A 24977-nucleotide genomic window follows, 5' to 3' on the forward strand; every position below is an offset into this window, starting at 1 on the left:
GAAAAACGGGATGCCCAGGGGCGGACAGACCTCGGCCGCCACGCTGGGCTGCCACACGCTGTGATTGACGTGCAGGACCTCGGGCCCCGCCTGCCGCAGCGCCGCCGCCCGCGCCGCCGCCCACGCCGCCGCCTACGACGCCGCCTACGACGCCTACGCCGACGCCGCCGCCTACGCCGCCGACGCCGCCGCCCGCGCCGCCGCCGCCGCCGCCGCCGACGCCTACGCCGCCTACGCCGCCGCCCACGCCGCCGCCTACGCCGCCGCCGCCGCGGATTACGAGCTACTGCTGGCCGCGACCGAGGCCGAGGCGTGGACCCACGGCACGCCGGTGCCGCCGGCGTTCTTCGGCCCGCTGTGGCCCGAGGGCGAGCCGGAGGGGTGGCCGGAGGAGGCGAAGGAGGAGCGGGTTGGCGACAAGGCGCTGGATGTCACGATCGAGATTCCTGATGGCGTGAGCGACGCGGAACTGCTCGAACTCGTCGAGCAACTCGGCGGCGACATGGAGCGGTTCTACCGAGCCAATGGCGGACGGGGACTCGTCATCGGCCCGGTCGAGATCGACTCAACGGTCGATTCTCGCGTGGTGGTGCCGTCGTGACCCGGCGGGCGACCATCCGCGTGACCGCGAAGAACGCCGATGATGCGGCGCGGCTGATTGGTCAGCTAGGGCATGTCATCGAGAATCGCAACATCCATGTCGCGCTGAGCGGGGACAGCTCGGACGCAGACAATACCGCCCAGCCCCGCCAGCGCACGTCACGCGATGAGCAACTGGAGCGCCAGGTTCGCGAGGCGGCGGGCCGCGGTGTTGCCAAGGTCGCCGAAGAGATCGAGGCGAAGCCAGCGCCAGAAATGCTCGATCCCGAGCAGCGCGCCAAGGACATCGTCGAGGCGCGTCGCAGCCTGTTGGGGCGAATCGGGTCGTGGATCAAGACGGGCTATGGGTTCACTGTTCGCAAGGTGGCCGCCGGCTTCGCCGACTCCACGCTCAACAAGTGACGCACCCCACCCCACAGCACCAGCCCATACATCCCCAGCACCAGCCACGTCGCGCCGCCCACGAACCGCCAGGCGTGGACGGCGTCCTCGAACTGCCGGCCGCCCGGCGGCAGCATCAGCCCCGTGACCGCGAGCGTCAGCCCCAGCACGATGGGCCAGCGGGGGGTGCTCGCGCCATCGCGTTGCGGCAATAGCAGCACGGCCGCGGGCAGCATCGCGACCGCCAGCTGCGTGGCGTGGTTGGTCGTGGTCTGCGGGCTGAAGGCCAGCGCGACCACGACCACGCCCGCCCACTCCAGCGGCCGCAGCGCACGCGGGTGGCCCGCCGGCCGCCACAACGCCAGCCCCCGGCGTCGATAGATCGCCCACGCAATCCCCACGCACCCCGCCGCCACGAACGCGGTGGCCAGCAGCGCCGCCCCGGTCGGCAGGCCGAGCGTCGCGGCGATGCGCATCATCGCGCTCGGCACCGAGACGCTGTTGATCCACGCCAGCTCGTGGATGGGCGCGCCCTGGTCTCGGGGCACGTCCGCACCCAGCAGCCGCGCAACGCCCCCCAGCGCCACGCCCCAGTACCCCAGGTTGCGATCCCAGCCGTAGACCAACGCGGGCGCGAGCGCGAGCATCGCCAGCCCGCCCGCGAAGCCCGCGAGCGCCGCCCAGCAGCGACGGACCACGAAGTACAGCGCAAAGGCCGCCGCCGTGTACTTGATCGTCGCCGCCCCGGCCAGCAGCACGCCGGCGAGCACGGGCGCCCGCCGCATCGCCGCCAGCGCAAAGGCGAAGAGCGACAGCACCAGCACGTCGGTGCCCAGGTAGGCCAGCGACTTCTTGAGCTTGTCGGCCAGCAGCACGACCGGCAGCGCGGCGACGAACAGCGTCGGCGTGATTCCCGCCGGGCGATCCAGATCGAGCAGGCACGCCCGCGCCGCCAGCAGCAGGCTGGTGACGAGCGCGAGCGAGTTCGCCGCGAGCCACAGCGCGGCGGCCGTCCCGGCAGAGAGCATCGCCAGCAGCGCGAAGCCCGCGGCGGCCGTGGGCGGGTAGATGTAGCCCGCGCCGTCGGGCAGGTAGGGCGGCACGGGCAGGTCGGGCGTGGGCGGGTAGATCGTCTCGCCCAGCCGCGTCGCCAGGCCCGCGTTGTAGAAGTGCGCGAAGTCGCTGTACTCGTGCTTCGCGAGGTCCGAGGCCGACCCGGCGATCGCCCAGGCCAGCACCGCGGCGGCGGCGATGATCACGGCGACCGACGCCGCGCGCACCGCGCGGTAGCGCCACCCGCGTGCGCGCGTCACGCGCCGATCCGCGTCGGCTCGCCCGCGGGCTTGGCCTCCAGCTCGGAGCGGGCCTCATCGGGCGCGGCGACGTCCAGCGTGCGCAGCCGCGTGGCGATCCGCCGTGCCTCGCGGAGCATCTTGAGCCCATCGCGGACCGGGCTGATGCTGCTGCCGTCGACGTGCCGCCAGGTGACGCCGATCTCCGCGACGCCCAGCCCGGCGCGCCGGCATAGCGCGATGTGCTCAATGTCGAAGGCGTAGCGATCTTCCTGGGCGTGCTCGAGCACCAGCCGGGCGGCGCGGGCCGAGTACAGCTTGAAGCCGCACTGCGTGTCGCGGGCCAGCCGCAGCCCCATGCACCCGAGCGCCGCACGGAAGGCGAGCCCCGTCAGCTTGCGGCTGGCGACGGCCCGCACGTCGGCGTCGGGCGTGGCGCGGGAGGCGATGACGAAGTCGGCCGTCGCGGCGGGCGCAATGCCGCGAGCGTGGGGCAGCAGCCAGCGGATCTCCCGCAGCCGCGCAGCGTTGTCGGCGTCCATCATCAGCGCCCAGTCCGCGCCGGTCTCGATCGCGGCGGCCAGCCCGGTGCGGACGGCCGCCCCCTTGCCGCGATTGCGCTCGTGCGGCAGCACCCGTGTCTGCACCCAGTCGGCGGCATCCGCCGCGGGCCCGGCGTCGTGGATGGCCCGCCGGGCAACCTCGGACGTGCCGTCCGTCGAGCCGTCGTCGACGAGCACGAGCTGCGCCGGCAGCGACCAGCCGTGCAGCGTCGCCAGCACGTCGGCCACGGTCGGCGCGATGCGGGCCGCCTCCTGGTACATCGGGATGACGATCGCCAGCCGATCGGGCCGGTGGGGCAGCGGCGGCAGCGTTTCGGCCGCGCGGGGAGCGTCGGTGGTGCCCGTGGTGCTCTTGGGAACAGTAATGCCCTTCGGCATCCGTCAGGGTAGCAGCCCCTAGCCGATTCGACGCAGCACCGCAAGCCCCATATCCACCGGCGCCAGCGGCAGCTCGACCCGCTCGTACAGCCCGACGGCGAGCGCGTCGAGCCAGTCGAGCACCGCACGCGGGCCGTCGCAGCCCGCGGCCTGGGGATTCGTGTCGTGCAGGATCGCGTAGCCGCCGGGCGCCAGCACCGGCTCGACGGCCCACAGGTCGTGCCAGCAGCCGCGGACGGTGTGGTCGGCGTCGATGACCGCCAGCTGCACGCCGCCCGAGTCCCGCAACTCGGCGTGCAGCGCCTTGGCCGCGTGGCTGGTGTGCCCCTCGACCAGCCGCACGCGAGTGCCCACGCCTGCACGCTCCAGCCGCGTCCGCACCGCGTCCAGCCGATCGCCACCGGGCTCGGGGCCGATGGGCGTGAAGTCGTCGATGCCGACGTGCCGCGCGTCGTTCCCCAGGGCGCTGGCGATCCAGATCGTCGACACGCCGAAGCCCACGCCCAGTTCGAAGACGGTGGCGGGCCGGATGTTCGCCGCCAGCGCGTGCAGCAGCAGGCCGGCCTCGGGCGCAACGGAGGTCGGATAGGTCCCGGGCGCGGCGTACAGGTCGTCGAGCTCGGCCAGCCACGGCGTCGCGCGGCTCGCGAGCAGCGGCGTGCGGGGCCAGCGGTTGGCGTCGGGATCCAGCCGCTCGCCGGTGTGCAGCGCCGTCGCGTCGCGCGGCAGGGCGACCTTGTGCATGGGCCGCTCGGGCAGCTCGAAGCGGCTGATGGTCGCGCCGCCGGCGTCCTCGGCCTCCTCGTGCAGGAAGGGCACCCGCCACCACTCCAGCTGCCAGGGCGGAACGCGGGCCTCGGTGCCGAGATCGGGCTGTCGCCGCACGGGCTGGGCCATGGGCTATTGAAGGTCGGGCTCGGCCAGCGGGTCGACGCGGGGCGTCGGGTCGCCGTGCACGCGGATCCGCTCGGCGATGCGGTGCCAGCCGGCGATCGCCCGCTCGGGAATAGAGGCCAGCAGCTCGTGCTCGGCCTTGAGGTCCAGCCGCAGCGCCGCCTCCACGGGCACGCCCGCGTAGCGGCGGGCGGCGTAGGCCGCCATGGTGGCGCGCAGGGTGCGCGCGATGTGCGGCCGCCGGGGCGTCATGCACAGACCCATGGGCTCGAGGATCAGCGACGCCTGCATCCGCATGCTGCGGTAGGCCCGCTTGCGGACCAGCCGCCGCACGCCCTGGCAATCGACGACCGTCAGCGAGGGCCATGCGTCGTCTGCGATGTCGCGGGCGGGGTCGCCCGGAGCATCGTCGTCCCACCGCACGATCAGGTTGCTGGGCTTGCTGTCGCGGTTGTAGAGGTCGCCCGCCAGGATGCACCCCACGTGCAGGCCGACCGCACGGGCCAGCCGCCGCTGCCGGCGGAATGCCAGCTCGCCCGCGTGCGCCAGGCGGGCGTAGTGCAGCAGGGTCTCGCCGGGCTCGAAGGCCGAGATCAGGCACTGCCGCGGCGGCGTCCCGGGCGAGGGCCGCTCGGCCAGCAGGGCGAGCATCCGGGCGCACGGGATGCCCTCGGCCGCCAGCAGGGCGGCGCCGGCCCAGTTGCGATCTGCCGGAGAGAGCCCCAGCCGGGCCTTGATCGCCCGGGCCCGCACGCCGAGGTGGCCGAACTTGAGCACAACGGCCCGGTTCCGCAGCGTGGCGGCCAGGACGCGGGTGTCGCCGTCGACCTTGAGGGCACGGGCGGCGTCCCGCCAGGGCTCGGCCTCCAGCGCGCGGGCCCACGCCGGGCCGTCCTCGCCCGCCGCCGCCCGCGTCGCCCGCCATGCGCCCCCGTCCGCCATCGGAAACGAGCATATCGGCTTGATGTCCCGCCCCGGGCGCGCTTTGCTGGGGACGGCATGACCCCGCAGCCCCAGCCGCTCTCGGTGTGCATCGTGTGCAAGAACAACGCCGGCACCATCGGCCGCACCCTCGAGAGCGTCCGGGGACTGGGCAAGGAGATCGTCGCGATCGACTCGGGGTCTACCGACGGCACGCTCGAGATCCTCGCCGACCACGGCTGCCGCGTCGTCGAGACCGAGTGGCTGGGCTACGTCAGAACCAAGCAGTTCGGCCTAGAGCGCTGCGCCCAGCCCTGGGTGCTGTCGCTGGATAGCGACGAGTCGCTCGAGCCCGAGCTGCGACGGTCCATCGAGGCCCTCGACCTCGTGCACGAGGAGGGCCCCACGGGGTACCGCGTCAACCGCAAGGTCTGGTACCGGGGCCGCTTCTTCGAGCACGCGTGGCAGCCCGAGTGGCGGCTGCGGCTGGTCCGGCGGGAGCGGTACCGCTGGCAGGGGCTCGATCCGCACGACGAGCTGCGGCCCGTTGATCCCGGCCAGACCCGAGAAGCCGATCTCGCGGGGGACCTGCGGCACGCGAGCTTCGCGAGCTTCGCCGAGCTGATGCGCAAGCACGCGGGGCACGCCGAGCTGACCGCCCGCAGCCTGCACGCCGCGGGCAAGCGGGCGTCGCCGCTGAAGCTGGCATTGTCGCCGGCATCGGCCTTCGTGCGGGAGGTGATCGTCCGCCGCGGCTTCCTGGATGGCCGCCGGGGCTGGGCGGCCGCGGGCGCGATGGCGGCCTACACCTTCATGAAGTACGTGTGCCTGCTCGAATTGCAGGATGCCGACGCCGAGACCCCTCAGGCGACCCCCGAGCCCTCCCCGGAGCATCCGTGACCGCCACCGCCGACACGATCGATCTCGCCGGCGTCAACAAGACGCTGGCCTTCGAGGACGCCCGCGACCCCCGCATCGCGCCCACCGTGGCCGACATGAAGCGGTGGGCCCGCGGCTGGCGTCTCAAGGGCGAGCCGCTGGGAGTGAACGGGTACGTCAAGAAGCGGTGGTACGTCCGCCGCCACAAGATGTGGGAGTACAGCCGCGGGCTCGCGCTCACCGCGGCCAGCGGGCCGACGCGGTCGCCCGGCGGGCCGCTGCACGTGCTCGACGTTGGTGGCGCGATGACGCTGCCGATCCTCTACCTGGCCTCGCTGGGCGATCGCGTGGTGTGCCTGGACATCGATCCGACGATGACCGAGCAGTCCAACGCCGCGGCGGCGCGCCAGGGGCTGGATCTGCATGCCCGCATGGACAACCTGGGCGAGGTCGATCCGAGCGCGGCCGACTTGGGCGCCCCTGAGTCGGGCTTCGACCGGGTGTACTGCTTCAGCGTGATCGAGCACATCCTGCCGCCGCAGCAGGAGCGGGTCGCCAGCCGCATGGGCCGGCTGGTGCGCCCGGGCGGGATGCTGTGCGTGACCTTCGACTTCGGCGAGGACGGGCCGATGGAGGCCCCGATGCGCACGATGGAGGACGCGCACCGGCTGGCGGACCTGATCGGGCTCCCCCTCGTGGGCGGCCCGTTCTCGGATACCGGCGAGCGGTTCGCGCTCAACCGCAAGCACCCCGCGGCGCGGTACACCTTCGGCTCGATGTTCTTCCGCCGCCCGGCGGACTAGGGCCGCGGGGGTTCTCGAATGGCCCCCGATGGTTGCGTGGGGTCGTGCTACGATGGTCGTTCCGCGATTGCGGCGGGCGCTCGCCCCCCATGAGGACATCCATGGCCAAGAAGACGACCAAGAAGACGGCGAAGGCCGGCTCGAAGAAGACCTCCAAGAAGGTCTCCAAGAAGACCGTGCGCAAGACCAGCAAGAAGACCACGAAGAAGACGGCCCCCGCGGCCGGCTCGCGGGGCGGCGTGCGGACGACGAAGAAGACCGGCGGACGGACGACCAAGAAGGCTCCATCGGGCGGTGGCCGGCGGGGTTCGTCCCGCAGCCGCGTGACCCGCACCGAGATCCGCTCGATCGCCATCGACGACGAGGATGGCCAGCGCCGGCCATCGCGCGCACCTCGGCCCGCGCGCGGTGGCCTGACCGTTCCCTCCGGGCCGAAGGCCGACCGCCAGCCCAAGCCGGAGCTCCGCCCTGCGCGGCGTGAATCCGAGGGCCGGCGGCCGGAGGCGCGATCGGCACCCGCCAAGCGCGACCGCGACGAGCGGCCGCCGAAGCCCATCGAGATTCCCAGCGGGCCGCGTGCAGACCGAGAGCGCAAGACGGACGACCGGGATCGCGATGGTCGCGACCGCAACGATCGCCCGCGCGGCGATCGCGATCGCGACAACGGCGAGGCCCGACCCGACGATGGACGTCGGCGGAGCGACGACCGCGGCGGATCGCGGGACGAGCGCGGTCGCGGCAGCCGCGTAGGTGAGAATCCGAAGGCTGGCGGCCGGGAGCGTTCGCAGACCAAGCCCCGCGGCAATCCCGGCAATAACCCCGGCAGCACCCCCCGCAGCAAGCCGGCCGACGACGCCGAGCGGGACGAGACCATCTTCGACGACACGGTGACCTTCGAGGACTTCGATCTGGTCGAGGACGTGCTCGACGGCGTTGAGGAAGAGGGCTTCGTCCACCCCACGGTCATCCAGGCCATGCTCATCCCGCCCGCACTGGAGGGCAAGGACGTGCTGGGGCAGGCCAAGACCGGCACGGGCAAGACCGCCGCTTTTGGTCTGCCGCTGCTGTCGCTGGTGGATCCGGGGGACGCCTTCGCGGGCCTGGTGCTGGCACCCACGCGGGAGCTTGCGCTGCAGATTACCGCCGAGCTCGAGACGCTGGGCAAGTACAGCGACCTGAACGTCGTGACCGTGTACGGCGGCGATCCGATCGAGAAGCAGGCCAAGCGGCTGGCGAAGAAGCCCGAGATCATCGTGGGCACGCCGGGCCGGGTCATGGACATGGAGCGGCGGGGCTACCTGCGGTTCGATCGCGTGCAGGTGGCGATCCTCGACGAGGTCGACCGGATGCTCGACATCGGCTTCCGCGAGGACATCCGCAAGATCCTGGGCGCCTGTCCGAAGGACCGCCAGACCATCTTCGTGTCGGCCACGCTGACCGAGGAGATCGAGAAGCTCGCGCGGCGGTACATGCGGGACCCCGAGAAGCTGGTGGCGTCGGCGGGCTCGCTGACGGTCAGCGTCGTCGAGCAGCACTACATCAGCGTGCAGCCCTGGGACAAGAAGCGGCTGCTGCTGCACCTGCTGACGCACGAGGAGCCCGCGCTCACGGTCGTGTTCTGCCGGCTCAAGCGGGTGGTCGACGATCTCGAGAAGCACCTGCGGGACCACAAGATCGACGCGGTGGCGATCCACGGCGACATGCGGCAGAGCCGGCGGAACAGCGTGATGCAGCGGCTCCGCAGCGGCGAGCTCGCGGTGCTGATCGCCAGCGACCTGGCCAGCCGCGGCATCGACGTCGAGGGCATCAGCCACGTCATCAACTACGACCTGCCCGAGGACCCGGACCTGTACATCCACCGCATCGGCCGGACGGCGCGGGCGGGCCGAGGCGGCATCGCGTGGAGCCTGGTGACGCCCGAGCAGGGCAAGCTGCTGACCGAGATCGAGAACCGCGCCAACGCCCACATCCCGCCGATGAGCTACCCCGACTTCGAGCCCGGGCCCGAGCCGCGGCAGGTTCGCGAGCAGCGGCAGGAGGCCGAGCGCCGCGACGAGCAACTCCGCCGCAAGGCCCTTGAGCGGCAGGGTGCGGTGCTGCCCACCGAGGCGAGCGAGGACAAGTTTCCCGGGGGCGTGGTGCCCACCAAGCTGCCGCCGCGGCGGCTGGGTGGCCGCGTCGCGCGGCGGCGCTAGGGCGCCCCTTCGGCGGTCCGGAGGCGTCAGGCGATCTTGCGGGCGGCCCGTTCGCTGGTGCGGGCCACGACCACTAGGCGATCGACCCGCGTGGAGTGCAGCACGCTAGCGATGGGCCTCGCCAGCCCGCACACCGCGAGTTGGCCGCCGGCGGCGTGGCAGCGCTCCCGCAGCTCGAGCACCATCGAGATGCCCGCCGACACCATGAACTCCACGCCCGTGAGGTCGAGCACGACGCGGCCGCCGCAGCGGTCGACGTGTCCGGCGACCTGGGCGAGCACGCCGGCGGCATCCTCGTCCGAGAGGCTGGGGCCGCGGACCTTGACGATCAGTGCATGGCCGGCGTTCTCGAGGGTGGCGAATCGACCCTCGCCGGATCGGTGGTGCTGCTCGGCGTGGCGTGCGACGGCCATATGCGTTCCCCCTGCGATCGACCGGCTGGCCTCGCTGGCGTGCGGGCCGTGTTACCGGACGCGACGTGGCGGCCCCGGCCGATCGGTCGGCGGGTGGCCACGCTCCCGGGCGGAGGGTGCATTACACTGCTGGCAAGTGGAAAGGGGTGGACGCGATGGGGACGGCGAGGCTTGGGGTGTGGTGGGGAATCGCGGTTTGTGCGGCCGGCGGGGCGGCAGTGGGGCAGTGCACGCCCGCGTGGGATGGGACCATCGGGCAGCCCGGCATCAGCCGCGGCTACGTGCAGCCCATGGCGAATTGGGATGATGGGACCGGCGAGCGTCTGTACGCCGGCGGCTCGTTCGCGGGCTTCATCGGCGTGCCGGGCACGACGCTGATCGCTCAGTGGGATCGCGCTGCCGAGGCGTGGTCCCGCGTCGGCAGCCCGGGGCTGAGCACGGGCTCGACCAACGGCTTCCTGACGAGCCTGCTGCCCTTCGAGGTCGACGGCCGCGAGCAGCTGGTGGCGGCGGGCTTCTTCGCCAGCGCGGGCGGGCAGCCCGACACGCAGTCGATCGCGGCGTGGGACGGCGTGTCGTGGTCGTCGATGGGCGGCGGGCTGGTGGCGCCCAACTCGATCTGGTCGCTCATCGAGGGCGACCTGGGCGACGGGCCGCGGATGTTCGCCGGCGGGGCGTTCCCGACCATCGGCGGCATTGACGCCGGCGGGCTGGCGCAGTGGGACGGCGAGCGGTGGGCCGCCATCGGGCTAGGCATCGGCATCGAGGGCGTCTTCAGCCCGACGGTGTTCGGCGTCGAGCAGTTCGACGACGGCAGCGGCCCCGCCCTCTACGCCGGCGGCCGCTTCGACAGCATCGACGCGGAGCCCGGCACGGACCTGATCGCGCGCTTCCGGGACGGCGCGTGGGAGGAGGTCGGCACCGGCCTGGGCGGCTCGAGTCCAACCGCCGACGCCGGTGTGCTCGCGGTGTTCGATGACGGCAACGGCCCGGCGTTGTATGTCGGCGGGCGATCGCTGACCGCGCCGGGCGAGCCGCGGACGAGCGTGTACAAGTGGGACGGCGTGTCGTGGGAGGCGGTCGGCCAGGACCTCGGCGGCGCGGTCATCGACCTGCAGGTGTGGGACGATGGCAACGGGCCCGCGCTGTATCTCGCGGGTACGGCCATGCCCGACATCGGTTACGTCGCGCGGCTCGAGGGCGATCGCTGGGTGACCGTCGACGGCGGCATCTCCAGCCAGCCCGCGGTGCCCACCTCGACCTTCGCGTCGGCCTTCGGCCTGCACGTGTGGGACGGTGACCTGTACGTCGCCGGCAACTTCACGCTGGTCGGCGATCCGGCGGTCGAGGTCGCGGGCATCATCCGCCGCACTGGATGCGCCGCGGACTGCTACGCGGACTTCGACGGCGACGGCGTGCTCACCCTCTTCGACTTCCTCGCGTTCCAGAACGCCTTCCAGGACGGCCTGCCCGAGACCGACTGCGACGCCGACGGAAGCCTGACGCTGTTCGACTTCCTGTGCTTCCAGAACGCGTTCGACGCGGGTTGCGAGTAGCGGGGGGCGTGCGCGGCACTGGTCAGTCGCTCCGCGGCGACTCGTCGGTGCGGCCGTCGGCGTAGAGGCCGATGATCGATGTGGCGCGTTGCTGCCCGGGCACAAAGCGGATCCGGAACGTGTCGTTGCCCTCGAGGGCGAACGTCGTGCCGCGCATCCATCGCAGCGTGAACCTTGGGCCGTCGCCGCGCTGGTACACCGCTGCGCCGGACTCGATGGAGACCCGCCGCGGGCCATAGCTGCCGACGAATTGCTCGAGCGGCGGACGGGCTCCGGCACGTGCCGGGTCGGCTGCCGCCAGTTCGTCCTCGATCCAGCCGATCTGGCCCGTGATCGATGCCGCGGTGCTGGCATCGACGAGGGGCATCGCGGCGCGTAGTGCGTCGATGGCCTCGGCGCTCCGACCGAGCGCTCGGAGGGAACGAGCGCGATCGAGCTGGAGTCCCGCGTTGCCGGGCTGGCGTTCGATCTGCCGGGCGAGCAGGCGGACGCGGCCGTCGTGCAGCGACCGGCCGTCGAGGATCCACGACACGAAGCTGGCGACGGCGTCCATGTCCAGCTCCGGATGCTCGCGTTGGTAGCGCTCAAAGGTGGCCATGCCCCGATCGGCGTCGCCCTCGACGAAGGCGCGGACGGTGTCGCGGCGGGCGAGCCGCTCGGGGGCGTCCCACGAGGGGTAGCCGAGCCATTGCACCGCGGGCGAGTCGCCCGGGAGCAGGTCGGCCGCGAATTCGCCGGCGACGGCCATGCCGTAGAAGCTGTTGGTGAAGTAGGCGAAGGCCTCGTCGCGATCGGTCGATCCCATGGTGAAGCACTTGGCGGCGCCGTCGTCGCCCCAGTGGAAGAAGGTGCCGCGATCGGGTTCGAGCCCCCAGCCGACGCCCCAGGCGACGGCGCCGTTGGTGCCCGGTACGCGGATCTGTGGCTCGAGCATCGCGGCGTGCGAGTCCGTGGTGAGGCCCTCGCCGTCGAGCATCGCGCGCAGGAACCGGCCGTAGTCCCCGGGCGTGGTGAGCAGGCTGGCGGCCGCGTTCGCAGGGCGGCCGGGCTCGCGTTGTCGTTCGATCGGCTCTCCCAGCATGCGGTGCCGGGTGGCGAGGCGATCGGCGAACTCGACGCGGTACACCAGCGAGCTGCTCTGCATGCCGAGCGGCTCGAAGACCTCGCGGCGAGCGATCTCCTCGAGCGTGGCATTCTCGAGGTGCTCGATCGCCCGCTGGACGAGGCGGTAGCCGGGGGGGTAGTAGCGGAACGCCTCGCCCGGGTCGTCCTCGAAGGCCAGGGTGCGATCGTCCGGGCCGCGCAATCCCGTGCTGTGGGAGAGCGCCATGCGGACCGTGACGCGTGCGCTGCGTGGGTCATCGGGGGGCAGCGGCAGCGTGGGTAGCAGGTCAACGAGCGGATCGTCGAGGCCCAGCCGTCCGCGATCGACCAGCCGCAGGACGGCGTAGGCCACGACGGGCTTGGTGAGCGAGGCCGCCTCGAAGATCGTGGACTCGGTTACGCATGCGCTGGGTCGCTCGGCGTAGCCGAACGCGGACACGTCGATTTGTTCGCCCGAGACCTCGGCGAGGCCGAGTCCGGGGATGTCGGCCCGCTGCATGAATTCGGGCTGCGGGCAGTCGGCCTGCCAAGCGGACGCGGCGGCGGGCTCGAGGACAGTGGTCAGGGCGGCGAGGGCGATCGCGCCCGCCGACGCGGCGGTTCTGGTGCGGGACATGGCGGGGAACTCCTGCGACGCGGGTCGCGGCGGATCGGTGCGTGGGCTGGGGGAGGGAGAGATCGGGTGCTACGGCGTGCGGATGTCGATCCGGCCGTTGGTGGTCTCGATCTGCACGCTCGAGCCGCCGCCGTTGATGTCGCCGATGGCGTACTCGCCGAAGTCGATGGCGAGGCTTCCGTCCTTGCGTTCGGTCACCCGGGGCGTCGTAGCCCGTTGATCGATCTCGAACTGCGTGCGGACGCCGTGGTGGCCGCCGCGGATCGTGGTCGTGGCCTCGACGCCGGCGGGGAGGGTGAGGGCGACGTTGCCGTTGTAGGTCTCGAAGGAGAGCTCGCCGGTGACCTCTTGGAAGCTGGCCGACTGGCTTCCGTTGTAGCCGTACACGTCGGCGGTCCCCGCGATGTCGGTGAGGATGATGTCGTTGTTCTGGCTCCGGGCGCGGACGTGGCCGCGGACGCCGTCGACGCGGATGACCCCGTTGCGGTAGGAGTCGAGCGTCAGGTCGATGGCGCGGGGCACGAGCACCTCGACGTGGGTCACCTGGTGGTAGTCGTTGGCGTCAAGCTCGATGGTGTTGCCGTCCTGGCGGATCTCGAAGTCGAGCGGGCGGGCCGACGCGGCGCGGAACCCATCGCCGTCGGCGCCCTGGGCGTGCTCCGCATCGGCCGGCACCCAGATCCGTACGCGGACGTCGTCGCCGTCGTGCGCGCTGACGATGATGTCGCCCCGCTTGATGTCGACGTCGAGGTGCCGCCGCTGGGTGGCGTGGGGGAAGGAGATCGCGAGTTCCTGGAGGAGGGTGCGTTGTTCGCCGGCGTGCGACGCATCGTCGGAGTACCGGGCGGGCGTGTCACCGGCGGTGTTCGCGTGGCCTGCGCTCGCGAGGGGCGTGGTGGCCATGCCGGCGAGGCACAGGGCGAGCAGCGTCGAGGGTCGGTTGCGGTGCATGGGGCGTCTCCGTGGGTTGGCGGGGAGGACGGACCCGCGGCGCGATCAACTCCGCGATCGCCGCTGGACGCGGGCCTTCGCTACCAAGTCGAGGCCCGGGAGGCCGCCTTGCGCGTGTTCCGGGGATTCCTGCCGCCGGCGGACCGGTGCTTCGCCGGGGTGCGTGGACGAGGCGGCGGCGGCCGCTACTCTAGAATCATTCTAAATGAAAGCCACGAGGTGAATTCCGCCTCCGCACAGGAATCACGCCCATGACCACGAGTGCGACGCCCAGCAGCACGCCGGGCACCAACGGCATCAACGGCCAGCAGCAATCCGGCGCGTGCCCCTTCCGCGGCACCCGCATCGGCGGCGCGCTGGGGTCTCGGCCGCAGATCGGCGACTGGTGGCCCAACCGGCTGCAGGTCGAACTGCTGCACCAGAATCCGCCGATGGGCAACCCGCTGCGCGATGAGGACTACCGCAGGGCCTTCGCGACGCTCGACCTCGACGCGGTGAAGGCCGACATCCGCGCGATGCTCACCGACTCGCAGCCGTGGTGGCCCGCGGACTACGGGCACTACGGGCCGCAGATGGTCCGGATGGCGTGGCACGCCGCGGGCACGTATCGCATCGCCGATGGCCGCGGCGGCGCGGGCACTGGCATGCAGCGATTTGCGCCGACCAACTCGTGGGACGACAACGGCAACATCGACAAGTCCCGCCGGCTGATGTGGCCCATCAAGCAGAAGTACGGGGCCGCACTGTCGTGGGGCGACCTGATGATCCTCGTCGGCAACGTCGCGCTCGAGGACATGGGCTTCAAGACCTTCGGCTTCGGCGGCGGCCGCGTGGATACCTGGGAGCCCGATCGCGGCATCTATCTGGGCCCCGAGTTCTGGGATGGCAAGGCGGTGGACGACTTCCTGCCTCCGGCCGATCGCCTGGAGTCCGGCGGCGGGCATCCGGGCGAGATGGTCACCCGCACCAAGCGGTGGCGGGGCGAGGCGGGCACGCCGAGTTCGGACCTGGAGAACCCGCTGGGCGCGAGCTTCCAGGGGCTGATCTACGTGCACCCCGAGGGGCCGAAGCGCGACGGCGACCCGGCCGCGTCGGCCCACGACATCCGCGAGACCTTCGCCCGCATGGCGATGAACGACGAGGAGACCGTGGCGCTCATCGCGGGCGGCCATGCCTTCGGCAAGAGCCATGGCGCCGTGCCGGGCGACAAGATCGGCCCCGCGCCCGAGGGCGCACCCATGCAGGCCATGGGCATGGGCTGGCAGAATACCGAGGGCACGGGCTTCGCGCAGTATGCCATGACCAGCGGCATCGAGGGCGCGTGGACGCCCGAGCCCACCAAGTGGGACAACGCCTACCTCGAGAACCTCTTCAAGTACGAGTGGGAGCTGACGAAGAGCCCCGCGGGTGGCATCCAGTACAAGCCCAAGAGCGACGACGCGCCCACGACGCCCGACGCGCACGTCGAGGGCCAGCAGAACGAGCTGATGATGCTCGCGACCGACCTGGCGCTCAAGGTCGATCCGGCCTATCGAAAGATCTGCGAGCGCTTCCTCGAGGACTTCGATTACTTCTCGGAGTGCTTCGCGCGGGCCTGGTTCAAGCTCACGCACCGCGACATGGGGCCGAAGGTTCGCTACCTGGGTCCCGACGTGCCGAGCGAGGATTTGCTCTGGCAGGACCCCATCCCGGCGGTCGACCATGGGCTTGTCGGTGATGAGGACATTGCGACGCTGAAGCGGGCCATCCTCGCCACGGGCCACACCGTTCCAGAGCTGGTGTCGGCGGCGTGGGCGTCGGCCTCGAACTACCGCGACTCGGACAAGCGGGGCGGCGCGAATGGCGCCCGCGTCCGCCTCGATCCGCAGCGCGGCTGGGCGGTCAACCGGCCCGAGGAGCTCGTGCGGGTGCTCGATTCGCTGGAGGCCGTGCAGCGCGAGTTCAACGACGCGCAGGCGAACGGCACACGGGTCTCGCTGGCCGACCTCATCGTGCTCGGCGGCTGCGCTGCGGTCGAGAAGGCCGCGAAGGACGCCGGCGTCGACGCGGAGGTGCCCTTCACGCCCGGCCGCACGGATTGCTCGCAGGAGCAGACCGACGTGGAGAGCTTCGACTGGCTGCAGCCCGTTGCCGACGGCTTCCGCAACTACATGAACCGGAGCGTGGGCTTCGAGGTCTCGCCCGAGCGGTTGTTCCTCGATCGCGCCCACCTGCTGACACTCACCGCGCCCGAATGGACCGTGCTCGTGGGCGGCCTCCGCGTGCTGGACCAGAACGTTGACCGCTCGAAGCACGGCGTCTTCACCGATCGGCCCGGCGTGCTGAGCAACGACTTCTTCACGGTGCTGTGCAGCATGGACTACGAGTGGGTGCCGGCCGACAAGGCAGAGATGGGTTTCTACATCAACGACCGCGCGACAGGCCAGGCGAGGTTTACCGCCACGCGGTGCGATCTGATCTTCGGGTCCAATGCGCAGCTGAGGGCGCTCGCCGAGGTGTACGCCTCCGACGACGGGCACGAGCGGATGGTCCGCGACTTCGTGCGGGCCTGGGACAAGGTGATGATGCTCGACCGTTTCGAGCTCGCCGCGACGTAACTCGCTTGGCTTTCGCGCCGTGTGCTCTGGCACGGCTTGCGGGATCGACGGTTGTCGTGCGGCCGGAGGGTCACCCCACCGGGAGCGTCAGCACGGGTCGTATGGATGGCCGCTCTCCGCTCTGCAGCGTGAAGAGGTGGCGTAGGAGCAGGAAGGTCGACTTGCTGGTCTCGTCGTGGTCGGCGATATAGAACCAAACGCCTCGATGCCGGACGGCGACCGCGGCATCGCGCGGTCGTGAGTCGCTGTGGCTGATCTGGAATAGCCCACCGAGCAACTCGCTCCATTGGAAGACGCCGCCGTCTTCGGATCGCGTCTGGGTCACGACGCGGCGTGCTAGGTCGGCGTCCGGGGGCTGCACGCCCTGGGAGAGCAGGTACAGCACGCCCTGCAACGAGCGGGTGTCGAGGACGAGCTGCGTTCGGTCCGAGCGGGGCAGCAGCGGATCCTGCTCGGCGTCGTCCGTGGCCACGACGTCGTAGTGATCCAGCGAGGGATCGAGCCCAAGGAGCGCACGCAGCCGGGCCACGTTGGCCTTGTCTTCCGCTCGCGCGCGGATGCGCATCACGAGCCGCCGCTCCTCGAACGTGGGGCGATAGTCGTCGCCCTCGCCGGCACGCTTGAACTCGATCCCCTGCCGCGCCGCGCTGATGAGGTGGTCGCCCGAGATCTGCGAGCGGGGGATCGGGTCGGAGAATGCCTTCTCGCGGAGGGCGAACTCGAACTCGACGTCTCCCGCTTCGGTGAGGCTCTGGAGAAGCGTGACCGCCTCGAGGAAGTCGCGGAACTCCGGCGCGGCCGATGGCGTCGGGCCGGACGCCGAGGTCGCGTGCCGGAGGCCGTTCAGCGATTCGACCGTCAGGCGGAGCACGCGATCAACCCGCCAGCCCGAGTCGGCGAGGAGCGCGATCGTGTTGATGCTCACCGGCTCGAGGATCTCGCGCTCGAACTCGTCGCCGCTGAGGATGCCAAAAGTGATCGTGGGCCGCTCGGAATACTCGATCCCACCGCCGAGACCGAGCACGTCGGCCCCGGCCTCGACGATGCTGCCGTCGATGGACGCCGACGCGCCGACCTCGAATTGGGTCGAGATGCTCGTGACGCTGAGGTACACGGGGTGGTCCCGGTAGCGGAGACGCACCAGGTTGATGAGCAGCTGCTCGGTCTGCGCAATGCGGACGGCATCGCTGTAGTGTGCGCTGGAGACGGCCAGCGTGCCCGGGCCGAATTGGCATCCGGCAAGGGCGATCGCAGCCAGCGGGACCGCGAGTCCCGCGAGGGCCATCCGCCTTGGATACGAGCTGATTCGCATGCATGCGTTCCTCATCCCGGTGGCAGATCCGGACGGCGCTGTTTGCAGGGGTCGCAATGCTACCCGCGATGGTCCCTCGGCGCTCGGCCCGCCGCTCGGCGGCATCCGCATCGAGGCATCCGCATCGAGGCATCCGCGCTCTGCGTGTCCGCCACGAATATTTCTTGGCTTGTGCGAAGGGACCTAGGGTGTCCACTCCGTCGGGTGTGGCGTGGAGGCTCGACGGCGCGGAGGGCCTTCCGCGATTGCGGCGGCGTCTCGTGCAGGGGCAGTGGTGGACCCATCGGCGCTGACACAGAATCTGCTCTCGCCGCCGATCCTGTTCTTCGGACTCGGGCTCGTTGCTGCGCTGATCCGCTCGGACTTGACGATTCCGCCGGCGGTCGCCAGGGCGCTCTCGATCTACTTGCTCGTTGCCATCGGCTTCCATGGTGGCTACGAGCTGCAGCGCAGCGGGATGGATGCCTCGGTGGTTTCGACGCTCGCCGTCGCGATGCTCTCCAGCACGCTGCTCCCGGTGCTCGGGTATCTCGTGCTGCGCACGAGGCTCGGTACGGCCGACGCGGCCGGCATCGCGGCGTGCTATGGCTCGGTCAGCGCGGTGACGTTCATCACCGCCGTGGGCTTCCTGGAGCGTGCGGGCACCGAGTACGGCGGGCACCTGATCGCCGCAATGGCGCTGATGGAGTCGCCGGCCATCGTTACGGGCATCGTGCTCGCGTCGCTGGCGCGTCGGTCGCAGCGGGATTCTTCGGTCGAGCGGCCGCAGTGGCGCACGATGGCGCACGAGTCGCTGGCCAACAGCGCGATCGTGCTGCTGCTGGGCAGCCTGGTCATCGGGTACCTCTCGGGCGAGTCGGGCTGGGCCACGATGAAGCCCCTGGTCAAGGATCCCTTCCAGGCGGTGCTGTGCCTGTTCCTGCTCGACATGGGGCTGGTGGCGGCCCGCCGGCTGGGCGACCTGCGGCGCTCGGGCGTGTTCCTGGTCGCCTTCGCGCTCCTCGCGCCGCCGGTCCAGGCGGCGATCGGCATCGTCGCCGCCCGGGGGCTCGGGCTCGAGCCGGGCGATGCGCTGCTGTTGTCGGTGCTCTTCGGCAGCGCAAGCTACATCGCGGCGCCGGCCGCATTGCGTCTGGCGCTCCCCGCCGCCAATCCGAGCCTGTTCGTGCCCCTGAGCCTGGGCGTGACCTTCCCGTTCAACATCATCGTCGGCATCCCGCTGTACGCGATGCTCATCGATCTCTGGTGGACCTGATGCAGAACGAATCAGATGCACACGCGGGCGAGGGCATGCGTGTCGTTACACGGCTGGAGATCGTGGTCGACTCGCTCCACCTCGAGCGGCTGCTGCAGCGGTTGCGTGCCGCGGGCGCCACCGGATACACCGTCCTGCACAACGCGTCGGGACTCGGCCACAGCGGCACCCAGCGAGGCGACGACGTGAGCGGCGTGTCCGACAACGCGTGCGTGCTCATCGCCGTGCCGCCCGACATTGCGCCGGCGGTCATCGAGGCGGCCCGGGCCACTTTGCGCTCGTATGGCGGGGTGTGCCTGGTTTCGGATGCACTCTGGCTGGTGCACTGACCTTGGTTGCGGGCCAAGCCGATCCGTCCTCGGGCACCGGCGGCTCGTTCGTCGGCCGGTGCCGGGAGACGCTGCCGCGGGAGGTCGCCATCCCGACCGGCGTGACCATTCTCCTGCCCATGACGTCGTCCTCCGAGGCGTCGCCGGATCGGTGCCGTCCCGCAGGGCCGCGGGTGGATGGCCGTAGACCGTCCCCCAATCGAGCCGGCATCTTCGCCGTTCTCGACGCCATGGAAGGCGGGCGTACAATCGCCCTGGCGGTAGTTCGGTACGACCTCTGGTACGTTTTGCGTCGAGTGTCGCAACCGCGGGCACGCCACCCTCGGGCAGGATGTGTTCGGCATTGCGGGTGTAGTTCAGTGGTAGAACGTCAGCTTCCCAAGCTGAATGTCGCCGGTTCGACTCCGGTCACCCGCTCTGGTTTTACTTCTTGGTAGCGACTCTGGACGATTGGCGACCTGATTCGATCTAGGCCGTTCGCTGCTCCCTCGATCTCGATCGGGAGTGGCTCGATGACGAGTGTCGGCCAGATCCGCGAGCCTCCCGATCCGAGGATCCGCGGCCTTCGGATCTGCATCTGCTCGAAGCTCGACGGCAAGATGGTCTCATCCGGCGGCGTGCAGTTCCTCGCCGTGCAGCACATTGCGCGGGCTCTCGGCGGGCAATGGGCGACAGATGGCCGCAGAATTCCGCCGATGGGGACATCGTTGATCAGGCGGACCTCTGCGGCGGTGATTGCGAGGGCGCCGGCAGGGTCGCGGGCTCATTCATCGACGCGTGCCGCCCCGACCAACCGCCGCTCGTGTGTACCATGCGAGCCACGCTTGGCACACGGGTCGCTGCGAGTGAGTGTTATCCCTGAACGCGCAAGTCGAAGCCATCCTGCCCGCGGTCCTGCTATTGAGCGCCGGCATCGTCTCCGTCGTTGCTAGCCATTTGGCGCGGATCAGCTCCATCGTTGGCTTCATCGTCGTCGGCGCCGTGATTGGACATGGTGGGCTCGGGTTGGTCAGCGAGACGCCGACCAGCCATCTGCTTGCCGAACTCGGGATCGTGTTCCTGCTCTTCGATATCGGGCTGCACTTCTCTGCGAGGAGGATCTGGGCTGCCCGGCGCGACGTCTTCGGGCTCGGGCCCATCCAGATGGCGCTCTGTGGCGGGACGCTGATTGGCGTCCTGCTGTTGCTCGGGACGCCGCTGGCCGTGTGCATACTGGCCGGGGGAGCGCTCGCGCTCTCTTCCACCGCCGTCGTGTCGCGTGTTCTCTCTGAGAAGGGCCTCGACGCCTCCCCCGTCGGCCGATCCGCCCTCGCCGTGCTCGTCGTGCAGGACGTTTTCGCCATCGGCTTGCTCGTCCTGCTCTCGGCGGACGCGTCGGGCGAGCGTTCGCTGCCCGGGTCGCTCGGTATCGCGGCGATGCAGACGGTGGCGGCCCTCGCAGCAGCGCTGCTGCTTCGTCGGATCGCGGTGGAACCGGTCTTCGCGCTGATCGCCCGTACACGCAGCTCGGAGGCGATGACGGGCTTCGCGTTGCTCCTCGTGCTGTCTGCAGCAACGGTCACCGGCGCCGCGGGCCTCTCGCTCACGCTCGGCGCGTTCCTTGCGGGGATGATGATTGCCGACACGCCGTATCAGTACACCGTGCAGACCGAGACGAAGCCCTTTCGGGAGCTGCTCCTGGGCTTCTTCTTCTTGAGCATCGGCATGTCGATCGTGCCTGTGGAGGTCCTCCGCGGAGCGCACTGGATACTGCTGGCAACCCTGGCCTACTTGCTGATCAAGGCCTCGCTCATACTGTGTGCATGCCTCGTGGTGCGCACGAAGTTCGCGCCTTCGATCGCATTGGCGCTTCTGCTCGCGCAGGGCAGTGAGTTTGCGTTCATCATCCTGGCGGACGTCGCGGTCTCGGAGGCGCTCGGCGAGAGGCTCCGAACGTCGCTCGCGATGGCCGTCGTGCTCAGCCTCGCGTTGACTCCCTGGATCGCGGGCGTCGGCTTTGGGTTGGCTCGACGGTGGTGCGAGCGCACGGAATCGGACGCCGCAGACGAGAAGGTCCTGTCGGTCACCCAGCCATCGGTCATCTTCGGACTCGGACCGGCGGCGCGACGGGTTTCCGCGGGATTGGCGGTCCACGGCATCCGCAGCCTCATCGTCGAAAGCGACTTCGATCGCTTTGCGCAGGCCCGAGCCGAAGGACTGGCCGCGATCTTCGGCGATCTTGCGGACCTGCGGTTTGCGGATGCCATAGGTGTTGATGAGCGCCCGATGGTGATCATCCCTGAGCTCGAACTGGATCTCGCCCGCCGCGTCGCGCCCGAGGTGCTCACGCGGTATCCGGATTTAATCCGCATCGGGGGCGTCCGGAACATCCGGGACCAGGGCGAATTTGAGCGTTTGGGCATCGTCAGTGTTGTCGACAGCAACCTGCCGCATGGCATCGATCTTGCCGCAAAGGTTCTCGAGCTGCACGGCGTGCCACGCGATGCGATCAGCCGATGGGTCGCCGATGAGCAACGGCGGGCCTTCCCGGTCGCCGACTGATCGAGGCATGGAAGCCTGGCGCGTTACCGCCGGGCTTGATTAGCCCTCGCTATTGGGGTTTCGAGGCCCAGCTGTCCGAGAGCGTACTGTCGCCGAGTTCGGCAAAGTGCTCGGCGAGACGACGGGCCACGCGACTCGCCAGCGCGGAATCCGATCGGCCTGCATCCGACAGAAGCCGATGTGACGCGCCGAGCACCTCGACGCCCTTCGCAGAGAGTTCGGTCGTAAGCAGAGGCAGGCCGACGGAGACTCTGTACTCGGCGCGCTTCTGGATCGGCAAGCTCGTAGCCGCATCGACTTCGGCCACGATCGCGTCGACAACTCTGGCCGCTTCTTCTGTCTTCCCTGCACGAAGCAAGATCGCGGGCAGCTGCGTCCGCCAGCCGAGCCACTTCCCCTCGGACACCGAGGCCCTAAGTTCTTCGTGTTCCAGGACGCCCTGCGCTTCGGCTATTGCACGGTCATGCTCGCCGCTCTGGCTGAGCGCCGTCGCGAACAACATGGTTGCAAACGCAACTTCCGGATGACTCGAGCCGAGCGAATCGCGGGCGACAACCAGCCGAGGTTCGAGTACTTCTACGGCCTCCGTTGGCCGGCCATCTGAGATGAGAGCGATAGCAAACCCGATGGCCGACTGGAGCAATCCTGCATGCTCCGGCGCAAGCGTATCCAGCGAGATTGCGTACGCCTCCGCGGAAGCCTCGGACGCCTCCGCCGTCTCGCCAACAGCCGCGAGTGATCGCGAGAGGCTGCGGAGCGCGAAGGCGAGTGCGCTGGGGGCGGCATCGCCTTCTCGCAACTCGACGACATTTTGCCTTTGCTGCTCGATCGCCGCTCGATAGTCGCCGCGAATCAGGAATAGATTGGCTCGCAATGTGCTCGCCCGCGAACGAAGTGTTAGACTCTGTTCGGCAGCTTGACTCGCGAGCACCTCCTCTATCGTTGCAAGTGCACGGTCCGCATCACCCTGGGACATCTGGGTCTGTGCCAGCATGAACGAGATCCGTGCCCACAGCATCCTGGCTTGGTTCGTATTCACGGACGCAGCGGCGGCCTGGCCAAGGTCGAGCACGGTTCGGGCGCGTTCGTAGTCGGCGGTCGCGAAGATCGGTTCGCCGATCGCAAGGGCCGCGTTGGCCCTTCCTGCAGGATCGATGGGAGCGGCGGAGTCAAACTCGGTCGCCACGTGGGCAAGAAGCTCGCGAAGCGTGGCATCCGGACCCAGACGCTCCGCCCGGACTTCGTTGAGGACCTGCCGGAGATAGTCGGTCGTCGCGGAAGCCGTGCGCTCCGATGCGCGCGCATTGTCGCGCTCCCGGGCAGCATGCACAAACGCGGCGGTCGAGAATGCGGTTGCGGCGATGAGGGCGGCGGCGACTAGCGAGCCGGCGGCCGCTACGACCCGGTGACGACGCAAGAATTTTCTGAATCGATACGAGCGACTGGGCATCCGGGCGGACACGGCTGCTCCATCGAGGTATCGACCAAGATCATCGACAAAGTCCTGGACCGAGCGATATCGACGTTCGCAGTTCTTCTCGAGAGACTTGAGCATGATGCTCGACAGGTCACGGTCGACCGCGGAGTTCGCTCTGTTTGCCTCGCGCCTGGGCGCAGTAGGGCGGGGCGCGGCCTCGTCTCGGACAAATCGCTCGAGCTCGGCGGGGCTGAGGGTTGCAAGTTCATCGTGCCCAAATGGGACACGGCCGGTGACGAGCTCGTAGAGAACGACTCCGAGCGAGTAGACGTCCGATCGAACATCGACATCGCCCCCGCGTACAATCTGCTCCGGGCTCATGTACGCGAGCGTCCCGATGAGCTGGCCGGGCAACGAATAGGTGGTGATTACTGGATCATCGCCGGCATCGAGCAGCTTGGCAATGCCGAAGTCGATCACCTTGGGCCGCGGCCGACCGTCCTCCGGCGCAATCAGGATGTTGGAGGGCTTGATGTCGCGATGGATGAGTCCCCGGGAGTGGGCATACTGGATGGCGTTGGCCACATCGATGAAGAGTTCGACACGTTCCCTCGTTGAGATGGCATGCTCGCGCACATAGTCCGTAATTGGCGCACCATCCACGAGTTCCATGACGATGTACGGCGGCCCGTAGGGCTCGGCGCCGGCATCAAGGATCCGTGCGATCCCGCTATGCGAGAGTCGGGAGAGCGCCGCACGTTCTACATCGAAGCGATCGAGCAGCACCCTTGGGTTGAGCGTCGGACGCACGATCTTGATCGCGACGGTTCGTCGCACGGGCCCGTCCTGCCGCCCGCGGAGCACCCAGCCCATGCCGCCCTTGCCCAGGACACCTTCGATCGTATACGGCCCGATCTTGCTGGGCAGGGCGAATGCGTCTGGCGGTGTGCCGGGCATCTGGCGTGCAGGGTTTATGCTGGTCGACGACTCCGTACCGATCTTCTCTTCGATTTCGATGAACTGCATGAGCCTGATCCGCAGGTCGTTCTGGGCTTCAAACGCATCGCGAACCCACACGCGGCGCTCGTGGGGCTCTCTGTCGAGCACCGCCTCCCACGCCGCCTTGAACTCATCCGATGTCGAAGGATCCACTTCACTTTTGGACATCTTCATCCCCCCCGATCGGTTGCCAGCATTCTGCCGTGTATCCAAGTGCGTGCGAAGAGCCAGTCGCGACGAACGGTGCGAGGTGTTACGCCGAGCACTGACGCGATCTGATGCTCGGGCATGGAGAGAATAAATCGCAGCACGACCACCTGCGCGGCTCTTTCATCCTGCGCGCGCAGGTCTTCGATGAGTTCGTCGACCATCACGGTTTGGTGATCATCCGGTGCGATCCAGGTGACGTCCTCTGCCAGAGGACGCGGGCGCTCCCCGCTGCCGCGCTTGGTGCGCAGTCTCGCCCGGGCGCGATCAACGAGCACGCTCCGCATCGCCATCGCGGCGACATCGATGAAGTGTTTTCGGCTCTGCCAGCTCTCGCAGGAGCCCGCGGCAAGCTTCACGAACACCTCGTGGACCAGCTCGGTCGGGCAAAGGCTCTGCTCGGCAGGAAAGTCGCGCAGGCGATGCTGCGCGAGTGCCCGCAGCTCTCCGTATGTCTGTGGCAGCACGGACTCGACCCGGATGGCGCGATCATCGGCGCCCTCGGTGCTCGTCTGGCGATGGTGGAGGTCGTGCGTGTGCTTCGGCATGGCGCATCTCCCTGATCGGGAGGTGTACGCCCAGTTGCCGCCTCTTGTAGCGGCTTTCTACAAGCTTGTGGGGACTTCCCCTCCCGCAAAACCGCTCGGCCATGTCCCGATGCGGCTTCGGATGTCGTGATCTTCCGGGATCGGACCGCACGTCGTGCCAATGCCGGCGGCGCAGCACGCTCCCTTCCGGACCGGCGATCAAGGGCGGATAGCGCGCTTTATGGAC

The 24977-nt window shown here is 69.7% G+C and carries 20 protein-coding genes and 1 tRNA gene; 11 read left to right on the top strand and 10 right to left on the bottom strand.

What is annotated here, in order from left to right; genetic code table 11:
* The first annotated feature begins 64 nt into the window (after positions 1 to 64).
* Complete coding sequence (locus AAFX79_11405) at positions 65 to 601, top strand: hypothetical protein (protein ID MEO1009165.1); 537 nt, start codon at positions 65 to 67, stop codon at positions 599 to 601.
* Positions 602 to 621: 20 nt separating this feature from the next.
* Positions 622 to 1002, top strand: coding sequence for a hypothetical protein (locus AAFX79_11410; protein MEO1009166.1), 381 nt, complete (start codon positions 622 to 624; stop codon positions 1000 to 1002).
* Here AAFX79_11410 and AAFX79_11415 read toward each other — a convergent pair.
* Genes AAFX79_11415 through AAFX79_11430 form a run of 4 tightly spaced genes read right to left on the bottom strand, consistent with a single transcriptional unit; the run spans position 942 to position 5050 of the window.
* The gene (locus AAFX79_11415; protein MEO1009167.1) at positions 942 to 2294 is read right to left on the bottom strand and encodes a glycosyltransferase family 87 protein; all 1353 of its coding nucleotides are present in this window, start codon (positions 2292 to 2294) and stop codon (positions 942 to 944) included. The genes AAFX79_11410 and AAFX79_11415 overlap by 61 nt on opposite strands.
* Positions 2291 to 3214, bottom strand: a complete 924-nt coding sequence (locus tag AAFX79_11420; protein ID MEO1009168.1) for a glycosyltransferase — start codon at positions 3212 to 3214, stop codon at positions 2291 to 2293. Before AAFX79_11420 ends, AAFX79_11415 begins: the two co-directional genes overlap by 4 nt.
* Before the next feature lie 18 nt (positions 3215 to 3232).
* Positions 3233 to 4111 (bottom strand): class I SAM-dependent methyltransferase, encoded by an 879-nt coding sequence (locus tag AAFX79_11425; GenBank protein ID MEO1009169.1) that lies wholly within the window; start codon positions 4109 to 4111, stop codon positions 3233 to 3235.
* A gap of 3 nt (positions 4112 to 4114) precedes the next feature.
* Positions 4115 to 5050 carry a hypothetical protein gene (locus AAFX79_11430; GenBank protein MEO1009170.1) on the bottom strand — a complete coding sequence of 312 codons (936 nt, stop codon included), beginning with the start codon at positions 5048 to 5050 and terminating at the stop codon, positions 4115 to 4117.
* 57 nt (positions 5051 to 5107) lie between these two features.
* Between AAFX79_11430 and AAFX79_11435 the strand changes: the two genes are divergently transcribed.
* The 3 genes from AAFX79_11435 to AAFX79_11445 all read left to right on the top strand — a co-directional run bounded on the left by AAFX79_11435 (position 5108) and on the right by AAFX79_11445 (position 8906).
* Positions 5108 to 5929 (top strand): glycosyltransferase family 2 protein, encoded by an 822-nt coding sequence (locus AAFX79_11435; protein ID MEO1009171.1) that lies wholly within the window; start codon positions 5108 to 5110, stop codon positions 5927 to 5929.
* Positions 5926 to 6711, top strand: coding sequence for a class I SAM-dependent methyltransferase (locus tag AAFX79_11440; GenBank protein MEO1009172.1), 786 nt, complete (start codon positions 5926 to 5928; stop codon positions 6709 to 6711). The genes AAFX79_11435 and AAFX79_11440 overlap by 4 nt, the downstream gene beginning before the upstream one ends.
* Before the next feature lie 101 nt (positions 6712 to 6812).
* On the top strand, positions 6813 to 8906 hold the full coding sequence (locus AAFX79_11445; protein ID MEO1009173.1) for a DEAD/DEAH box helicase: 2094 nt from the start codon (positions 6813 to 6815) through the stop codon (positions 8904 to 8906).
* A gap of 26 nt (positions 8907 to 8932) precedes the next feature.
* Here the strand turns inward: AAFX79_11445 and AAFX79_11450 are convergent, their stop codons facing one another.
* Positions 8933 to 9319 carry an STAS domain-containing protein gene (locus AAFX79_11450; protein MEO1009174.1) on the bottom strand — a complete coding sequence of 129 codons (387 nt, stop codon included), beginning with the start codon at positions 9317 to 9319 and terminating at the stop codon, positions 8933 to 8935.
* Between the two features lie 218 nt (positions 9320 to 9537).
* Here AAFX79_11450 and AAFX79_11455 point away from each other — a divergent pair, with 218 nt between their 5' ends.
* The gene (locus tag AAFX79_11455) at positions 9538 to 10875 is read left to right on the top strand and encodes a GC-type dockerin domain-anchored protein (protein MEO1009175.1); all 1338 of its coding nucleotides are present in this window, start codon (positions 9538 to 9540) and stop codon (positions 10873 to 10875) included.
* A gap of 22 nt (positions 10876 to 10897) precedes the next feature.
* On the opposite strand, the gene AAFX79_11460 is transcribed toward AAFX79_11455, so the two are convergent.
* Positions 10898 to 12595 (bottom strand): serine hydrolase domain-containing protein, encoded by a 1698-nt coding sequence (locus AAFX79_11460; protein MEO1009176.1) that lies wholly within the window; start codon positions 12593 to 12595, stop codon positions 10898 to 10900.
* Between the two features lie 69 nt (positions 12596 to 12664).
* Entirely contained in the window at positions 12665 to 13546 is an 882-nt protein-coding gene (locus AAFX79_11465; protein MEO1009177.1) for a hypothetical protein, read from the bottom strand.
* Between the two features lie 251 nt (positions 13547 to 13797).
* Between AAFX79_11465 and katG the strand changes: the two genes are divergently transcribed.
* A complete protein-coding gene (gene katG, locus AAFX79_11470; GenBank protein MEO1009178.1) occupies positions 13798 to 16143 on the top strand; it encodes a catalase/peroxidase HPI in 2346 nt (781 codons plus the stop codon).
* Between the two features lie 70 nt (positions 16144 to 16213).
* Here the strand turns inward: katG and AAFX79_11475 are convergent, their stop codons facing one another.
* A complete protein-coding gene (locus AAFX79_11475; protein ID MEO1009179.1) occupies positions 16214 to 17455 on the bottom strand; it encodes a hypothetical protein in 1242 nt (413 codons plus the stop codon).
* A gap of 274 nt (positions 17456 to 17729) precedes the next feature.
* On the opposite strand from AAFX79_11475, the gene AAFX79_11480 reads away from it, so the two are divergent.
* The 4 genes from AAFX79_11480 to AAFX79_11495 all read left to right on the top strand — a co-directional run bounded on the left by AAFX79_11480 (position 17730) and on the right by AAFX79_11495 (position 21580).
* Entirely contained in the window at positions 17730 to 18710 is a 981-nt protein-coding gene (locus AAFX79_11480) for a sodium-dependent bicarbonate transport family permease (protein ID MEO1009180.1), read from the top strand.
* The gene (locus tag AAFX79_11485; protein MEO1009181.1) at positions 18710 to 19039 is read left to right on the top strand and encodes a transcriptional regulator; all 330 of its coding nucleotides are present in this window, start codon (positions 18710 to 18712) and stop codon (positions 19037 to 19039) included. The genes AAFX79_11480 and AAFX79_11485 overlap by 1 nt, the downstream gene beginning before the upstream one ends.
* Positions 19040 to 19384: 345 nt before the next feature.
* Positions 19385 to 19456: transfer RNA gene (locus AAFX79_11490), tRNA-Gly, on the top strand.
* Between the two features lie 432 nt (positions 19457 to 19888).
* Positions 19889 to 21580: a cation:proton antiporter gene (locus AAFX79_11495; protein MEO1009182.1), complete on the top strand. Its 1692-nt coding sequence runs from the start codon at positions 19889 to 19891 to the stop codon at positions 21578 to 21580.
* Positions 21581 to 21629: 49 nt separating this feature from the next.
* On the opposite strand, the gene AAFX79_11500 is transcribed toward AAFX79_11495, so the two are convergent.
* Both AAFX79_11500 and AAFX79_11505 read right to left on the bottom strand, forming a co-directional pair.
* A complete protein-coding gene (locus AAFX79_11500; protein MEO1009183.1) occupies positions 21630 to 24170 on the bottom strand; it encodes a serine/threonine-protein kinase in 2541 nt (846 codons plus the stop codon).
* Positions 24167 to 24751 (bottom strand): ECF-type sigma factor, encoded by a 585-nt coding sequence (locus tag AAFX79_11505; GenBank protein ID MEO1009184.1) that lies wholly within the window; start codon positions 24749 to 24751, stop codon positions 24167 to 24169. Before AAFX79_11505 ends, AAFX79_11500 begins: the two co-directional genes overlap by 4 nt.
* Between the last annotated feature and the right edge of the window lie 226 nt (positions 24752 to 24977).

Source organism: Planctomycetota bacterium (genome assembly GCA_039819165.1).
Taxonomy (GTDB): Bacteria; Planctomycetota; Phycisphaerae; order Phycisphaerales; family UBA1924; genus JAHCJI01.

Excerpts from the sequence above, each read along its gene's own strand:
- AAFX79_11420 (MEO1009168.1), bottom strand. The coding sequence starts at position 3,214 with ATGCCGAAGGGCATTACTGTTCCCAAGAGCACCACGGGCACCACCGAC.
- AAFX79_11425 (MEO1009169.1), bottom strand. The coding sequence starts at position 4,111 with ATGGCCCAGCCCGTGCGGCGACAGCCCGATCTCGGCACCGAGGCCCGC.
- AAFX79_11430 (MEO1009170.1), bottom strand. The coding sequence starts at position 5,050 with ATGGCGGACGGGGGCGCATGGCGGGCGACGCGGGCGGCGGCGGGCGAG.
- AAFX79_11435 (MEO1009171.1), top strand. The coding sequence starts at position 5,108 with ATGACCCCGCAGCCCCAGCCGCTCTCGGTGTGCATCGTGTGCAAGAAC.
- AAFX79_11445 (MEO1009173.1), top strand. The coding sequence starts at position 6,813 with ATGGCCAAGAAGACGACCAAGAAGACGGCGAAGGCCGGCTCGAAGAAG.
- AAFX79_11450 (MEO1009174.1), bottom strand. The coding sequence starts at position 9,319 with ATGGCCGTCGCACGCCACGCCGAGCAGCACCACCGATCCGGCGAGGGT.
- AAFX79_11460 (MEO1009176.1), bottom strand. The coding sequence starts at position 12,595 with ATGTCCCGCACCAGAACCGCCGCGTCGGCGGGCGCGATCGCCCTCGCC.
- AAFX79_11465 (MEO1009177.1), bottom strand. The coding sequence starts at position 13,546 with ATGCACCGCAACCGACCCTCGACGCTGCTCGCCCTGTGCCTCGCCGGC.
- katG (MEO1009178.1), top strand. The coding sequence starts at position 13,798 with ATGACCACGAGTGCGACGCCCAGCAGCACGCCGGGCACCAACGGCATC.
- AAFX79_11475 (MEO1009179.1), bottom strand. The coding sequence starts at position 17,455 with ATGCGAATCAGCTCGTATCCAAGGCGGATGGCCCTCGCGGGACTCGCG.
- AAFX79_11485 (MEO1009181.1), top strand. The coding sequence starts at position 18,710 with ATGCAGAACGAATCAGATGCACACGCGGGCGAGGGCATGCGTGTCGTT.
- AAFX79_11500 (MEO1009183.1), bottom strand. The coding sequence starts at position 24,170 with ATGAAGATGTCCAAAAGTGAAGTGGATCCTTCGACATCGGATGAGTTC.
- AAFX79_11505 (MEO1009184.1), bottom strand. The coding sequence starts at position 24,751 with ATGCCGAAGCACACGCACGACCTCCACCATCGCCAGACGAGCACCGAG.